The following is a 14,412-nucleotide window of genomic DNA, read 5'->3' as shown; positions in this document are numbered from 1 at the left end:
GGGCGTCGTTAAAAAGTGAAGAGAGGCGAAAACGTGCGCGGCTCGGGGCGTGGCGCGAGGCCGGACGCAGTCTTAGGGAGACCTGGCAGCACGTCGACAGCGTAATCCAGCATTATAGCCCGTCACTGCGGGCGGGTTTCCGGCGGTGACGGCTGAACAACAGGTACCTGGACGGGCCGAGGCGTAACGTGATTTTCAACATTAATTTGAGAATTATTCAAAGGCTAGACCAATTATCAAAGCGGTGCTGGCCAGAGAGAATGCGTCTGTCGAAATCCCTTATCCGGCTCGAAACCGACCCTGGTCATGCATCTCGGTGACGCCACGATTGTCACCGCCGAGTGACAGGTGCTGCTCGGCCGGTTGCTCACGGCCGAAGCGCGCTACTAGCTCGCCGAAGTACCGCTCGCCGGCGAATGCCGGCTGTTTGTCGCGCTCGCGCCGGGCGTCGTCGTCGTCGAATGTGTGACGGCCTTGCTTCATGTTCGTCACGCTCTTTACTGAAATCTGGAGTCTTGCGATGCCCATCCCCCTTCTCGCGCTAGCGATTAGCGCCTTTGCCATCGGCACAACCGAGTTCGTGATCATGGGATTGCTGCCCGAGGTGGCGCGCGATCTGTCCGTTTCGATCCCGTCGGCCGGTCTGCTGGTGAGCGGTTATGCGCTTGGCGTCGCAGTCGGCGCGCCGCTGCTCGCGGTGGTCACCAGCAAAATGCCGCGCAAGCTCGCGCTGCAACTGCTGATGGGCGTGTTTATCGTCGGCAACGTGCTGTGCGCGGTGGCGTCGGGCTATACGGTGCTGATGATTGCGCGCGTCGTGACGTCGTTTGCGCACGGCTCATTCTTCGGCATTGGCGCGGTGGTCGCAGCGTCGCTCGTGCCGCAGGAAAAGCGCGCCAGTGCGATTGCGCTGATGTTCACCGGCCTCACGCTGGCCAATGTGCTCGGCGTGCCGCTCGGCACCTTCATCGGCCAGGAGTTTGGCTGGCGCATGGCTTTCTGGGTCGTCGCCGCACTCGGCGTAGCCTCGCTGGCAGGCATCGCAGCGCTGGTGCCGAATAAGCACGACACCGGGCCCGTGGGCCTCATGCACGAAGTGCGCGTCCTGAAGGACCCCCAGGTGTGGATGGCGCTGGCGATGACGGTTGTCGGATTCGGAGGCGTGTTCGTCGTGTTCACTTATATCGCGCCGATTCTCGAACAGGTAAGTGGTTTCTCGCCTCGTGGCGTGACGCTGATTCTGGTCCTGTTCGGCGCCGGCTTGACGCTCGGCAACACGATGGGGGGCAAGCTCGCGGACCGCGCACTGATGCCTTCGCTGATGGGGATTCTGCTGGCGCTCGCCGTGGTCATGGCCGTCTTCACGCGCACCAGTCACTCACAAGTGGCCGCCGCGGTGACGATATTCGTCTGGGGGATCGCTGCCTTCGCGACGGTGCCGCCACTGCAGATGCGGGTGGTCGAAAAGGCGAGCGCCGCGCCGAATCTGGCCTCGACGCTGAACATCGGCGCGTTCAACGTGGGAAACGCCGGCGGCGCGTGGCTTGGCGGGCTGGCCATCGGCCATGGCCTCGGGCTCGATGCGCTGCCCTGGGTGGCCGCGGCGGTGTCGATGGCAGCGCTGCTGTTGACGTGGATTGCGGCTCGCATGGATGTCCCGGCGGCCCGGCGCGTCGCCTGTGGCGAAGCCATATGACAATTTCGCACAAGCTTTGCGGGAACCGTCCTCCGCAATACTGATAACAGTGTGAAGATAACTTCGTTGGGCGTAGCGAATCGCAATGCTATCTTGCCTCCACTAACCCTTTGCTCCGCCATCTGGCGGCGCTACTGGAGGCACTCATGAATTCACCGCTTGCGCTGGTTCGCGATGACGCGCTCGATGCACACGATGGGCCGCGTGCCGCGGAGCCGTTGGATGCGCTGGAACATCTGGTCGGTGTCAATCTGGCCCGTTTGCGGGCCGAGCGGCAACTGTCGCTCGACGCGCTGGCCCGTGCTTCGGGGGTATCGCGCGCCATGCTGGCGCAGATCGAGTCGGCCCGCAGCGTGCCGTCGATTAAAGTGCTGTGCAAGGTCGCGGCAGCACTGAAAGTCTCGGTCGCCGCGTTCTTGCGGCGCCATGCGACCAACGGCTTCGAGCATCTGCCGGCTGACAGGGCGACCCGCCTCGTCAGCTCGAACGGGCGCTATTCCGCGCGGCCGCTGTATCCCGACGCGGAACCGGCCACCGCAGAATTCCACGAATTGCGTATCGCGCCGCTGCATACCGAACCGGGCGTGCGTCGCGCGCCAGGGACGACGGTCAATCTGGTAGTGAGCGAGGGCACGCTGGAGGTGAGCGTTCACGATCAGCGGCAGTTGCTCGCTACCGGCGACGCGATCGTCTTCGACGCCGATCAGCCGCACACGCTGCGCAACCCCGGCGACACCGAGGCGCGCGCATTTCGCGTCACGTTGAATGCGGAAACGCCGCCGCGCTGGGACGTGCCGCACGATGCGGCGCGGCATGCGGCACCGGTTTGATGGAGTGACGCCTCGCGGCGTCGTTCTGGCTCATAGCCGCTGCGCTGCAGATCGCGTGCGGCTGTTGTATGCTTAATCTGCCGGTTTTTCCGGCAATCAGTGCGTCTTCAGGGCGGGGTGAAATTCCCCACCGGCGGTATGCAGGCAGCGCAATCGCGCTTCCAGCGAGCCCGCGAGCGCCCGCTAGTGACCTTTCGGGAGAATCGACAGGTACAGCGGGGTCAGCAGATCTGGTGCGATGCCAGAGCCGACGGTCACAGTCCGGATGGAAGAAGATGTGCAGATAGTCATGTCAGTTCCCGTTGCGCTGCCCGGTGGTCTGGGCAGGGTGTGGGCGTTCTGTGCGAACGTCCGGCGGGGCGAGTGCTGCCTGTTTGCAATGCCCTGAAACGTTTTTCGCCCAACTTTTGCGAGAGCGTTTCAAATGTCCTTGACTACTTTTCCTGCCCCTTCGACGTTCGCGGAAGATGCGTTCGCCGATCTCCCGCTGCTTGCCACCGAACCGGTTCCGCCGCGCATCGCCGCTGCGTTGCAAGCCATGCGCGATGGCCGCGCCGTTGTCCTGCAGGATGACCACGACCGCGAGAACGAAGCCGACCTGATCGTCTCCGCCGAGCGTCTCACCAACGAAACGATGGCGCTGCTGATCCGCGAGTGCAGCGGGATCGTCTGCCTGTGCCTGCCCGACGACAAGATCCGTGCACTTGAGCTGCCGCCCATGGCTGTGAACAACGAGAGCCGTCACGGCACTGCGTTTACGGTATCGATCGAAGCGCGTGAAGGCGTGACGACGGGCGTCTCCGCCGCCGATCGCGTCACGACGATTCGTGCGGCGATTGCCGATACGGCGAAGCCGGCCGACATTGTCCGCCCCGGCCATGTGTTTCCGCTGCGCGCGACGCCCGGCGGCGTGCTCGCGCGGCGCGGTCATACGGAAGGCACGGTGGATCTGGCGATTCTCGCCGGCCTCAAGCCCGCCGGCGTGCTATGCGAATTGATGAACGCCGACGGCACGATGACGCGCGGCGCGGAGGTGGAGCGCTTCGCGGCGCGACACAATCTGCCGTTGCTGACGATTGCCGAACTGGTGGAATTCCGTGAAGCGCTGGCTGCGGCGCGTGAGTGCTGCGCGGACGAGGTGTGAGTTCGGCGTAATTGAAGGATGAGCGGGACGTGCCGGGCGTGCGTGTGTTGAGCGCGGGTCCGGCACAGATAGTTGATCAGCGGCCCGCTTCACTACCCGCATTGTTCTTACGACTGCACGTCCCCAAACTCGCCGCGCACACCCGCTTCGACAAGCGCTGGCAGTTCATCCATATGCTCCATGATGCGCGTGATGCCCATCTTGCGTAGCGCATCGGCATAGCCATCGGGAATATGACTCGCGCCGACGAAGGCGATCGTTTTCATGCCCGCTGCGCGCGCCGCATTCAACCCGGCGACGCTGTCTTCGACCACCAGGCACCTCGCCGGCTCCACGCCCAACTGCTGCGCCGCGAACAGATACACATCGGGGTAGGGCTTGGGTCTCGCCACCTGTTCGGCGCTGAAAACACGCTCGCCGAACACCTGCTGCAACCCGGCGCGCTTCACCGAAGCCTGCACCCGCTTCATGCGGCTATTCGATACGACCGCCGCCGGCAGCGTCACGCGTTGTAGCGCATCGCGCACGCCGCCCACGGCAGTGAGCTTTGAGCTCAACGCCAGCTCGACGTTATGGTCGATCGTCTCGAGAAAATCGTTCGGCATGGTGATGCCGAACGACGCCTCGATGCCTTGGAGAAAGCGCGAGGTCTGCTGGCCGAACGCCGTTTGCATGACGCTGGCGAAGTCGAGGCCGGGGAAAGTGGCGGACAGCGTTTCGAGGATGACGTGGTCAGCGATAACTTCGCTGTCGACGAGAACGCCGTCGCAATCGCAAATAAGATGATCGAGCATGCCGGAACAGGGAGCGAGGGGCGCGTGGACGTTTCGGGCCGTGCGCAAACCGAAAGCATCATGATACGTGCTTTGGCGCCGTCTGCGCGCCCCGGCCGCTTCTGTCCGGTACGGAGATCAATGCACGTGCAGGTAGATCCAGGCGGCAGCCGCACCGCCCGCGAGCGGGCCTAGCACTGGCACCCATGCATAGCGCCAGTCGCTATCGCGCTTGTTAGGGATCGGCAGCAATGCGTGCATCAGACGCGGCGACAGATCGCGCGCCGGGCTCATCGCATACCCCGTCGGGCCGCCGAGCGAAATGCCGATACCGAGAACCAGCAGGCCGACCGGCAACGCATCCAGCGCACCGAGGCCCACTTGCGGCGACGCCAGGTACAGCACGCCAAGAATCAGCACAAACGTGCAGATCATTTCGGTCAGGAAGTTATGCGGGGCGCTGCGGATAGCCGGCGCCGTGCAGAACACACCCAGCTTGATGTCGGCATCCTCTTCCTTTTCGAAGTGCTGCCGGTAGGCCATCCACACGAGTCCCGCACCTGCCATCCCGCCCAGCATCTGTGCGGCGATATAACCGGCTACCTTGCTCCAGGCGAACTTGCCGGCCAGCGCGAGGCTGATCGTCACGACCGGATTCAGGTGGGCGCCGCTGAACGATGCTGTCATGAAGACTGCGATGAAGACCGCCATCGCCCAGCCCATAACGATGACGATCAGGTCCGCGCCCTTGCCCTTGGTGCGTGCCAGCAACACGTTCGCGACCGCCCCGTTGCCAAGCAGGACGAGCATCGCTGTGCCGATAAATTCGGCAATGTAAGGTGACATGATATGTTCTCCATAATATATTTGTTAGTTGCCGAGGCCGCCGCGGATACGGCCTCGTAGCGCTAGTGAATCAAGGCGTATCGGCCCAGGCTTTGGCGGCGCGGACCGCGCGTTGCCAGCCGGCCAGATTGTCCTTGACCTCGCGCGGCTCCATATCCGGCGTGAAACGGCGATCCAGTGCCCACTGGCTCTGCAGCTCGTTCACGTCCTTCCAGTAGCCAACCGCGAGACCCGCCAGATACGCTGCGCCCAGCGCCGTGGTCTCGCTGACCTTCGGGCGCACGGTGTCGACGCCGAGAATGTCCGCCTGAAACTGCATCAGCAGATTGTTCGCGCAGGCGCCGCCGTCGACGCGCAGTTCATCGATGCGGATGCCCGAGTCGGCTTCCATCGCCTTCAGCACGTCGAGCGATTGATAGGCGATCGAATCGAGCGCAGCGCGCGCGATATGCGCCGAAGTCGTGCCGCGCGTCACGCCGAACAGCGTGCCGCGTGCGCGTGCGTTCCAGTGCGGAGCGCCGAGGCCCGCGAAGGCCGGTACGAGATACACACCGTCGCCATGCGGCACAGTGCGGGCGAGCGTTTCGATGTCTGCGGCACTCCTGATGATGCCGAGCCCGTCACGCAGCCACTGCACCACCGCGCCCGCGATAAAGATGCTGCCTTCGAGCGCGTAGTTGACCTGATCGCCGATCTGCCAGGCAATCGTCGTGACCAGGTTGTTCTTCGATTCGATCGGCTTGTCGCCGGTGTTCATCACGAGGAAGCAGCCTGTGCCGTAGGTGTTTTTCACCATGCCCGAGCGCGTGCACATCTGGCCGAACAGCGCGGCGTGCTGGTCGCCCGCAATGCCGGCGAGCGGGATCTTCGAGGCGAACACCGTGGTCTTGGTCGGACCGTACACTTCCGATGACGCACGCACTTCCGGCAGCATGCTGCGCGGAATATCGAGCGCCTGAAGCAGCTCGTCGTCCCATTGCAGCGTGTGGATGTTGAAGAGCATCGTGCGCGATGCGTTAGTGACGTCGGTGACGTGCAGGCCGTGCTTGGTGAAATTCCACACCAGCCAACTGTCGACGGTGCCGAATGCGAGACGCCCTTGCTTGGCTTTTTCGCGAGCACCTTCGACGTTGTCGAGAATCCAGCGGATTTTCGTCGCCGAGAAATACGAGTCGATCGGCAGACCAGTCTTCGCACGGACTTTCTCTTCAAGACCTTGGGCTTTCAGTTCGTCGCAGAAGTCGGCGGTGCGGCGGTCTTGCCAGACGATCGCGTTGTAGATCGGATGGCCGGTTTCGCGGTCCCAGACAATCGTCGTCTCGCGCTGGTTGGTGATGCCGATAGCGGCGATCGACGTGCCGTTCATCCCCGCACGCGTGACAGCCTCGGCCGCTACGCCTGCCTGGGTTGACCAGATTTCCTGCGGGTCATGTTCGACCCAGCCCGGACGCGGATAGATCTGCTGGAATTCCTTCTGAGCCGTCGAGACGACGTTGCCCTGACGGTCGAAAAGCATCGCGCGCGAGCTGGTTGTGCCCTGGTCGAGCGCAAGTATGTACTGATCCTGCATTGTCTCTTCTCCATGTTATGAGTCGCCGGAACGGTCATCCGGCGATGGGAACGGCTTGTTGTTCTGGGCTGCTGCAACTGCCGTGGCTTCGTGCATTCCGGTGTGCCGATCTCGATCTGCATGCCGGAATACGGTGTTATCGGTGGCTTGTACTGATCACGCCTGCGTTGGGCGTGATGCGCTTGTCGGTGCCTGGTTGTGCTTATTGGTTCTGGTGCGCGCTGACGCGCTTGACCATACCTGTCCGTGTCTATGCGTGCTGACTCGCCGGAGCTTGCCCGAGTGCCGCGGGCGCGAGCGGCGCGGGAGCGCTGGCAAACCAGCCGTCGATGTCCTTTGTGACGCTTTCCAGTGTGCCCGGCTCGACATGCAGGCCGAGCTTCGAGCGGCGCCACAACACGTCTTGCGCGCTGCGAGCCCATTCGACGTCGCGCAGATAGCGCAGCTCGGCTTCGTACAGACCTGGAGCGAAGGCGCGGCCGAGGTCTTCGAGCGAGCGTGCCTGACCGATCACGTGCCTCGCGCGCGTGCCGTATGCCCGGCCGTAGCGGTACGCGAGGTCGGCGGGCAGCCAGGCGTTCTGCTGCTTGAACTGCGTGACGAAGCGCTCGAAATTCGCTTGCGGGATGTCGCCGCCGGGCAGCGCTGCGCCGGCCGTCCAGGCCGGAGCCGGATTCCGCAGTGCGCGACCGAGTTCGTCGACGGCTTCTTCCGCGAGCTTGCGGAACGTCGTGATCTTGCCGCCGAACACCGACAGCAACGGCGCTTCACCTGCGGGTGCATCGAGTTCGAGCCGGTAGTCGCGCGTGACGGCGGACGGATTGTCCGCACCTTCTTCCTCGAGCAGCGGACGCACGCCCGAGTAGGTCCAGCGCACGTCCTTCGGCGAAATCTGCTGTTTGAAATAGCGGTTGATCGAATCGCAAAGGTACTGCGTCTCGTCGGCGTTGATCGCTACCTTCGCCGGGTCGTCGTGGTATTCGATGTCCGTGGTGCCGATCAGTGTGTAGTCGTGCTCGTACGGAATCGCGAAGATGATCCGCTTGTCCGGGTTCTGGAAGATGTACGCGTGATCGTGTTCGAACAGGCGCGGCGTGACGATGTGGCTGCCCTTGACGAGGCGCACGCTATGGTTCGCTTCGCGGCCGAGCGCGCCGTGCAGCAGTTCGCCTACCCATGGGCCGGCGGCATTTGCAATTGCGCAGGCGCGCACGTCCAGTTGCGTGCCGTCGTCGCGACGCAGTTGCGCGTGCCATTCGCCGCCCGCGCGCACGGCATTGATGAGCTTGGTGCGCGTGAGGATGGTGGCGCCGTGTTCCTGCGCGTCGAGCGCGTTCAGCACGACGAGGCGCGCGTCGTTGACCCAGCCGTCCGAGTACACGAAGCCGCGCTTGATCGATTCGATCAGCGGTGCGCCGGCCGGATGGCGGCGCATGTCGATGCCGCGCGAGGGCGGCAGCAGTTCGCGCCGGGCGAGATGATCGTAAAGGAACAGGCCCGCGCGGATCATCCATGCCGGCCGCAGGTTCGGCATGTGCGGCATCACGAAGCGCAGCGGCCACATGATGTGCGGTGCGGCGCGCAGCAGGGTCTCGCGTTCCTGCAGCGCCTTGCGCACGAGGCCGAATTCGCGGTACTCGAGATAGCGCAGACCGCCGTGGATCAGTTTGGTACTCGCCGACGACGTATGCGCCGCCAGGTCGTCCTGTTCGCAGAGCAAGACAGACAGGCCGCGCCCCGCGGCGTCGCGTGCGATGCCGGCGCCGTTGATCCCGCCGCCCACCACGAGCAAATCGTATCTAGAGCCGTGCGTCACCTGCTGTGTCCCCTGCGTCATGGATGAAATGCTATCGAACCGATAGTGTTCGTTTTCGAACTTTAATGAACAAAATCGAAAAAGTAAAGTTCGAGTTTCGTGATCCGGTTTCTTGGGTAGTAGCGTAACGCGGCGGCACCGACGATACTCATAGCAATAGCCATATCGAGGTGAGACATGCGGAGACTTTGGGTAGCGGGAGCGGCGGCGTTGCTGGCCGGATGTGTGGGTACGCCGAGCCTGAGTGGCAGCATGGGTGCGCCGTCGTTCGCGGCGCTGCAGCAGATGTGCAATGCGGCGCCGGTCAACTACGGCAACGACGCGCAGTCGGTTTATACGACTTTCTATGATGCGTATGTTGCCAACCGGCGCGGCAAAGTGTCGACGGCGGATTACTGCTCGTTCCAGACCGCGATCGCGCAGAACTACACGACGCTCGGCTCGAGCAGCGACCCGCAAGCGCGCAATCAGTGGGTGGCATTCTTTCTGGACCAGCGCGCGAAGGCGGTTAGCTGGCGGGCAGCGGTCGATCCGACGCTGCGCAGCGGTTGAAAGGAGTTTGTGTGCGGCTAAGCCCGGAGGCGCTCAATCAGACGCGCCTCAGCCTCTATCTCCAAGGTGGGACACGCACTGTGAGTGGTCACTTCGCAGCCGTATGAGGCGAGGTGGAGAGACGTGCATGACGATTCGAATGCTCGAATTCGAACATCAGACGATATCCGTCGGATTCACCTTGCTGGGAGATCACGCGCCGGGGCAAACCGGCGCATGGCCATGGTGGGGCATTAGGACAGACGCTTGATGGCCCGGATTGCCGTGTCGCCGATGTCGGTGACGCGCCATTGCTTGAGGCCGGAGGCGAGCTTCTCGAGTTGCACGAGCTGTCGTTCGAACAGCGCATCCAGCTCCTCCCGATCCATGTCAACCTGGTGGGGAGCATCCTTGACGAGCAACAACGTGGCGAATTCATGCGGACTCAGCATCGTTCTCTCCATGTCAAGCGTAATGCGGACTGCCTTTGAGGCGACTGGCTGGCCGGCCGAGGCGGCGGGGCGCAGCGCGATCCGCTACAGGATCGGGCGGGAGTAACAGCGTTTCACCGCCGACGCGGCACGAAAATAGCGTCGGGGAACTGGAGTGTAGTCAACCGCACGCTGAACGCCAAATCGTCCCCTGAAAATTTTCCATTTGACAATTCGAGACCGTAGATGCGGTCTGGATCGGCGGGCAAATCCTTGATTTCACGCGAGGTTTTGCGTGCGCTGCATCAAAACGCGGTGGCGTCGCGCGCCTGGCGGATTCGGCCATACGGCGTTCGGAGGATTGCCGCCCTCAGCGCGTCACTCCGCGATATAGACCTGAGTGCCCGCGTTGGTCAGCGTCTCCGTCATGTCGGCGGGCGGCGCCTTGTCGGTGAAGAGCGCGTCGATCTGGTTCAGATGACCCTGGCGGACCAGCGCGGGGCGGCCGAACTTGGAGTGGTCGGAGGCGAGAAACACAGTGCGCGCGTGCTCGATGATCGCCTCGGCCACCCGCACTTCACGCGTATCGAAATCGCGCAGCGTGCCGTCGCTTTCAATGCTCGAGGTGCCGATGATCGCGAAATCTACCTTGAACTGGCGAATGAAGTCGATCGCCAGTTCGCCGACGATCCCCTTGTCCCAAGGTCGCACAATGCCGCCGGTCACCAGCACCTCGGATTCCGGATAGCCGCTCATCATGCTGGCAACGTTGAGGTTGTTGGTGATCACGCGCAGCCCGCGATGGCGGTTCAGCGCCCGCGCCACCTCTTCCGTGGTCGTGCCGAGGTTGATAAAGAGGGATGCCTGATCGGGAATATGCGTGGCGACGAGCGCTGCGATGCGCCGCTTCTCGTCGTGGAACATCCGTTGCCTCGCGGTGTACGAGACGTTTTCGGAACTGGTCGGCAGGCTCGCACCGCCGTGGTAGCGACGCAGCAGGTTCATATCGGCCAGCCAGTTCACGTCGCGCCGGATAGTTTGCGGAGTGACGTCGAAATGGGCAGCCAGGTCATCCACGGTCACGAAGCCGTCGCGTTGCACCCACTCGAGCAGTTCCTGTTGACGTGCGTTGAGGGTCAGGCGGGGGTCTCGGGTCATGTGTCTCGGGTCAAGTGTTGGCGTTGGCGCGGGGTGAGGCAGCCAGCGCCTGGAGCGAGCAATGGTGGAAACGGTGAGCTATTGTAAGACCAAGTGCCGGGTTGTCCGCCAACCTACGCAACATGCATAAGATCGCGGCCGACATATTCAGCATATTTCTGCATTTATTCATTTGATAAATGAATTTGTTTTTTCAGCCGGTTCGCGCTGCAATCGACGATTCCTTTGTGACGCGTTTCTAGTGGTTCCGGCGGATCTTCTGCGCTGGGCCGCGCTTTCCGAGAGTCTCCTACATGACCCGCTTCAACTGGCAAAACCCCTATCCGACGCCGCGTCTGCCCGTGTTCGCGCGCAACATCGTTTCGACTTCGCATCCGCTCGCAGCCCAAGCCGGACTGCGCATGTTGTGGAAGGGCGGCAATGCCGTCGACGCGGCGATCGCGGCTGCGGCGGCCATCACGGTCGTGGAGCCCGTCTCCTGCGGGCTGGGCAGCGACGCGTTCGCGCTGGTGTGGGATGGCGCGAAGCTGCACGGGCTGAACGCGTCGGGCGTGTCGCCGGCGGCGTGGAACGTGGACTACTTCAAGCGCAAGTACGGTGAAGAAAACGGTCTCGCGAAGCAGCCCAAGCGCGGCTGGGATGCGGTGACGGTACCGGGGGTGATCGCCGGCTGGGAAGCCTTGCACGAGAAATTCGGCACGCTGCCGTTCGCCGATCTGATGGAACCCGCCATCGAGATCGCCGAGCGCGGCCATGCGGTGGCGAGTATCGTGGCCTACAAGTGGGCCGCGGCCATCCCGGAGCTGAAGGATCTGCCGGGCTTTGCGCAGACCTTCATGCCGCGCGGCCGGGCGCCGGAAGTGAGCGAGCTGGTGCGCTTCCCCGGCCATGCGAAGACGTTGCGCAAGCTGGCCGAACAGGGTCCGCGCGCCTACTACGAAGGCGAAATCGCCGAGCGGATCGCCGCGTTCTCGCGCGAGTGCGGCGGCGCCATGACCGCGAACGACCTGCGCAATTACCGCGCGGATTGGGTCGAGCCGATCGGCAAGGACTATCGCGGCTACACGGTGCATGAGATTCCGCCGAACGGCCAGGGCATCGCTGCGCTGATCGCGCTCGGCATCCTCGAGAAGTTCGATGTGGCTTCGCTCGCGCTCGACAACGTCGAATCGCAGCACCTGCAGATCGAAGCAATGAAGCTGGCGTTCGCCGACGTCTACCGCTATGTTGCGGACCCGCGTTCCATGGACGTGACGCCCGAGCAGATGCTCGACGACGCGTATCTCACTGAGCGGGCCAGGCTGATCGATCCGAAGCGCGCCACGCAGTTCGACTTCGGCATGCCGAAAGCGGGCGGTACGATCTATATGTCGGCGGCCGACGAGAACGGCATGATGGTGAGCTTCATCCAGTCGAACTACATGGGCTTCGGCTCGGGCATCGTCGTGCCGGATAGCGGCATTTCCATGCAGAACCGCGGCTGCGGTTTTTCGATGGATCCGAAGTCGCCGAACGTCGTCGAAGGCGGCAAGCGGCCGTTCCATACGATCATTCCGGCCTTCCTCACGCAACAGGTCGACGGCAGGCAGGAAGCGGTGATGAGCTTCGGCGTGATGGGCGGCGATATGCAGCCGCAGGGCCATCTGCAATCCATCGTACGGATGCTCGACTACGGCCAGCAACCGCAGGCTGCTTGCGATGCACCCCGCTGGAAGGTGAACCGCGACTTCACCATCGACATCGAAGCGACGCTCGACGCGAACACCGCGCGCGCGCTCGAAAACCTCGGCCATACGATCAAGTCGGTCGACGATCCGTACATGGACTTCGGCTCCGGCCAGTACATCTGGAAACTCGATCGCAACGATCCGGACCGCGGCTATGTGGCGGCGAGCGACAGCCGTCGCGACGGCCTCGCAGCCGGCTTCTGAGCGTAGCTGCGTCAGTCTTCAAGCGTGTCGTTGCACGCGAGGTCCCTTAGGTAACGATCCAACCTGGGCGGCCTCGCGCTTCCTGTAGAGCCGATCATGAACGATATCGCTTCGCCCGCTGCCGCCGCGGCGGTTTCTCCCGACTCCGCCGCCCCGCCGATGTCGAAGGGTATGGTCCGGCGCATTATCTTTTCGTCCTCGATCGGCAATGCGCTCGAATGGTTTGACTTTTCGGTCTATGGCTACTTCGCCGGCATTATCGCGAAGCAGTTCTTTCCAATGCACGACGAGTGGCTGTCGACGCTGCTCGCCATCGCCACGTTCGGCATCTCTTTTTTGATGCGCCCGATCGGCGCGGTGGTGCTCGGCATCTACGGGGACCGCAAAGGCCGCAAGGCGGCGCTGACACTGGCCATTACACTGATGATGGCCGGCACCCTGACGATGGCCGTGATGCCGCCGTACGCCATGATCGGGCTTGCGGCGCCGGTATTGATCCTGGTCGCGCGGCTCGTGCAAGGTTTTGCCGTGGGCGGCGAGTTCGGCAGCGCGACGGCCTTCATGGTCGAGCATAGCCCCACGAAGCGCGGCTACTACGCGAGCTGGCAGTTCGCGAGTCAGGGGCTTGCGGCGATTCTCGCGGCCGCGTTCGGCTCGATGCTTACCGCGTGGATGTCGCCCGAGCATCTGGGCAACTGGGGTTGGCGTATTCCGTTCCTGTTCGGTGTGCTAATTGGGCCGATTGGCTATTACATCCGCTCGCATCTGGATGAGACGCCCGAGTTTCTGGCGATGCGCCGGCAGCGCGATACGGCCGTCGCCGCAGCAGCTGACCCAACCGCGTCGTTCGGCAGCCAATGGGTGAACCTGCTTCTCGCGATCGGCATCGTCGCCCAATCGACGGTAGGCGTGTACGTGCTGCAACTCTACATGCCCATGTACGCCGTGAAACAGTTGCACATGCCGGCGGCCGTATCGTTCGGCGCTGTGGTGCTCAATGGCGGGCTGCAGCTGATCCTGTCGCCGGTGATGGGCGCGTGGTCCGATCGCATCGGCCGGATCCGCATCATGCTGGGCACATCGATCCTGATGGGCCTGCTGATCTATCCAATGTTCGCACTGCTTCAGAGCTACCCTACGGTCGGCTGGCTGTTGCTGCTGCAGGGCACATCCGGCATCCTCAAGGCGGCTTACTCCGGTCCGATGCCGGCTCTGATGTCCGAGATCTTCCCAACCCATGTGCGCTCGACCGGCCTTTCGATCGCTTACAGCATCGGCGTGACCATCTTCGGCGGCTTCTCACCGACGATCGTCGAAACCTTCATTCATTTGACCGGCGACAAGCTCGCGCCAAGTTATTACGTGCTGATTGCGGCGCTGCTTTCCGGGTTGTCGCTGGTGATCGTCGCGTGGCGCAGGCGCCATGCCGGGCGCGACAAAGCCCTGCTGTATTCCTCCTAAGGCTTGCCGGGCGGCGCCTCCGCGTGCTCTGAGGCATTGCCACCCCCCCGCTTACCGGCCGTTGATTCAAGCTCAGGCAGCCCCCAGTGGGCTGCCTTTTTTGTGCGCTGCGCCGGCCTTGTTTTGCTTTGGAACAATTCGCCTATCGTGCCTCCGGAACTGCTGGACATGGGCATGGTCTGTGCTGTGTTGTCTGCAGAGTTGCGGAACACCAGCTAAGATGCA

At 63.1% G+C, this 14,412-nt stretch carries 13 protein-coding genes and 1 riboswitch; of the genes, 6 read left to right on the top strand and 7 right to left on the bottom strand.

The genetic code is table 11. The annotated features are described in order from the left end of the window. Window positions 1–279: 279 nt before the first annotated feature. Window positions 280–483 carry a hypothetical protein gene (locus P3T24_RS26460; protein ID WP_429439301.1) on the bottom strand — a complete coding sequence of 68 codons (204 nt, stop codon included), beginning with the start codon at window positions 481–483 and terminating at the stop codon, window positions 280–282. Window positions 484–520: 37 nt separating this feature from the next. Here P3T24_RS26460 and P3T24_RS26455 point away from each other — a divergent pair, with 37 nt between their 5' ends. The 3 genes from P3T24_RS26455 to ribB all read left to right on the top strand — a co-directional run bounded on the left by P3T24_RS26455 (window position 521) and on the right by ribB (window position 3,670). Beyond that, complete coding sequence (locus P3T24_RS26455) at window positions 521–1,696, top strand: MFS transporter (protein ID WP_429439298.1); 1,176 nt, start codon at window positions 521–523, stop codon at window positions 1,694–1,696. Window positions 1,697–1,842: 146 nt separating this feature from the next. Next, window positions 1,843–2,526 (top strand): helix-turn-helix domain-containing protein, encoded by a 684-nt coding sequence (locus P3T24_RS26450; protein ID WP_429439296.1) that lies wholly within the window; start codon window positions 1,843–1,845, stop codon window positions 2,524–2,526. A gap of 99 nt (window positions 2,527–2,625) precedes the next feature. Next, window positions 2,626–2,807, top strand: a riboswitch (FMN riboswitch). A 143-nt stretch (window positions 2,808–2,950) separates the two neighbouring features. Beyond that, complete coding sequence (gene ribB, locus P3T24_RS26445) at window positions 2,951–3,670, top strand: 3,4-dihydroxy-2-butanone-4-phosphate synthase (protein WP_429409353.1); 720 nt, start codon at window positions 2,951–2,953, stop codon at window positions 3,668–3,670. Between the two features lie 107 nt (window positions 3,671–3,777). Here the strand turns inward: ribB and P3T24_RS26440 are convergent, their stop codons facing one another. From P3T24_RS26440 to glpD, 4 genes are all read right to left on the bottom strand, one after another. Then, entirely contained in the window at window positions 3,778–4,464 is a 687-nt protein-coding gene (locus P3T24_RS26440; RefSeq protein ID WP_074263407.1) for an HAD family hydrolase, read from the bottom strand. A 117-nt stretch (window positions 4,465–4,581) separates the two neighbouring features. Then, window positions 4,582–5,289, bottom strand: a complete 708-nt coding sequence (locus P3T24_RS26435) for an MIP/aquaporin family protein (RefSeq protein ID WP_074263408.1) — start codon at window positions 5,287–5,289, stop codon at window positions 4,582–4,584. Between the two features lie 70 nt (window positions 5,290–5,359). Further along, window positions 5,360–6,859, bottom strand: a complete 1,500-nt coding sequence (gene glpK / locus P3T24_RS26430) for a glycerol kinase GlpK (protein ID WP_429286793.1) — start codon at window positions 6,857–6,859, stop codon at window positions 5,360–5,362. 250 nt (window positions 6,860–7,109) lie between these two features. After that, window positions 7,110–8,675 carry a glycerol-3-phosphate dehydrogenase gene (gene glpD, locus P3T24_RS26425; protein WP_429439407.1) on the bottom strand — a complete coding sequence of 522 codons (1,566 nt, stop codon included), beginning with the start codon at window positions 8,673–8,675 and terminating at the stop codon, window positions 7,110–7,112. A gap of 177 nt (window positions 8,676–8,852) precedes the next feature. Here glpD and P3T24_RS26420 point away from each other — a divergent pair, with 177 nt between their 5' ends. After that, window positions 8,853–9,227 (top strand): hypothetical protein, encoded by a 375-nt coding sequence (locus P3T24_RS26420; protein WP_429286794.1) that lies wholly within the window; start codon window positions 8,853–8,855, stop codon window positions 9,225–9,227. Between the two features lie 233 nt (window positions 9,228–9,460). On the opposite strand, the gene P3T24_RS26415 is transcribed toward P3T24_RS26420, so the two are convergent. Both P3T24_RS26415 and P3T24_RS26410 read right to left on the bottom strand, forming a co-directional pair. Further along, a complete protein-coding gene (locus P3T24_RS26415) occupies window positions 9,461–9,658 on the bottom strand; it encodes a hypothetical protein (protein WP_166660794.1) in 198 nt (65 codons plus the stop codon). A gap of 357 nt (window positions 9,659–10,015) precedes the next feature. Then, window positions 10,016–10,795, bottom strand: coding sequence for a DeoR/GlpR family DNA-binding transcription regulator (locus P3T24_RS26410; RefSeq protein ID WP_429439293.1), 780 nt, complete (start codon window positions 10,793–10,795; stop codon window positions 10,016–10,018). Window positions 10,796–11,088: 293 nt separating this feature from the next. Here P3T24_RS26410 and P3T24_RS26405 point away from each other — a divergent pair, with 293 nt between their 5' ends. After that, window positions 11,089–12,726: a gamma-glutamyltransferase family protein gene (locus P3T24_RS26405; protein ID WP_429439290.1), complete on the top strand. Its 1,638-nt coding sequence runs from the start codon at window positions 11,089–11,091 to the stop codon at window positions 12,724–12,726. A 96-nt stretch (window positions 12,727–12,822) separates the two neighbouring features. Continuing rightward, on the top strand, window positions 12,823–14,187 hold the full coding sequence (locus P3T24_RS26400) for an MFS transporter (protein ID WP_429439288.1): 1,365 nt from the start codon (window positions 12,823–12,825) through the stop codon (window positions 14,185–14,187). Window positions 14,188–14,412: the final 225 nt, after the last annotated feature.

The organism is Paraburkholderia sp. GAS33 (genome assembly GCF_050436645.1).
In the GTDB taxonomy this organism is placed as follows: Bacteria; Pseudomonadota; Gammaproteobacteria; order Burkholderiales; family Burkholderiaceae; genus Paraburkholderia; species Paraburkholderia phenazinium_B.
Note: the sequence above shows the minus strand (reverse complement) of the source record. Positions and strands in the feature narration are given on the sequence as shown.

What these genes read in the sequence shown, in the direction of transcription:
- P3T24_RS26420 (WP_429286794.1), top strand. Translation starts at nt 8,853, where the DNA reads ATGCGGAGACTTTGGGTAGCGGGAGCGGCGGCGTTGCTGGCCGGATGT.
- P3T24_RS26450 (WP_429439296.1), top strand. Translation starts at nt 1,843, where the DNA reads ATGAATTCACCGCTTGCGCTGGTTCGCGATGACGCGCTCGATGCACAC.
- ribB (WP_429409353.1), top strand. Translation starts at nt 2,951, where the DNA reads ATGTCCTTGACTACTTTTCCTGCCCCTTCGACGTTCGCGGAAGATGCG.
- P3T24_RS26400 (WP_429439288.1), top strand. Translation starts at nt 12,823, where the DNA reads ATGAACGATATCGCTTCGCCCGCTGCCGCCGCGGCGGTTTCTCCCGAC.
- P3T24_RS26405 (WP_429439290.1), top strand. Translation starts at nt 11,089, where the DNA reads ATGACCCGCTTCAACTGGCAAAACCCCTATCCGACGCCGCGTCTGCCC.
- P3T24_RS26455 (WP_429439298.1), top strand. Translation starts at nt 521, where the DNA reads ATGCCCATCCCCCTTCTCGCGCTAGCGATTAGCGCCTTTGCCATCGGC.
- P3T24_RS26440 (WP_074263407.1), bottom strand. Translation starts at nt 4,464, where the DNA reads ATGCTCGATCATCTTATTTGCGATTGCGACGGCGTTCTCGTCGACAGC.
- P3T24_RS26415 (WP_166660794.1), bottom strand. Translation starts at nt 9,658, where the DNA reads ATGCTGAGTCCGCATGAATTCGCCACGTTGTTGCTCGTCAAGGATGCT.
- P3T24_RS26435 (WP_074263408.1), bottom strand. Translation starts at nt 5,289, where the DNA reads ATGTCACCTTACATTGCCGAATTTATCGGCACAGCGATGCTCGTCCTG.
- glpK (WP_429286793.1), bottom strand. Translation starts at nt 6,859, where the DNA reads ATGCAGGATCAGTACATACTTGCGCTCGACCAGGGCACAACCAGCTCG.
- P3T24_RS26460 (WP_429439301.1), bottom strand. Translation starts at nt 483, where the DNA reads ATGAAGCAAGGCCGTCACACATTCGACGACGACGACGCCCGGCGCGAG.
- P3T24_RS26410 (WP_429439293.1), bottom strand. Translation starts at nt 10,795, where the DNA reads ATGACCCGAGACCCCCGCCTGACCCTCAACGCACGTCAACAGGAACTG.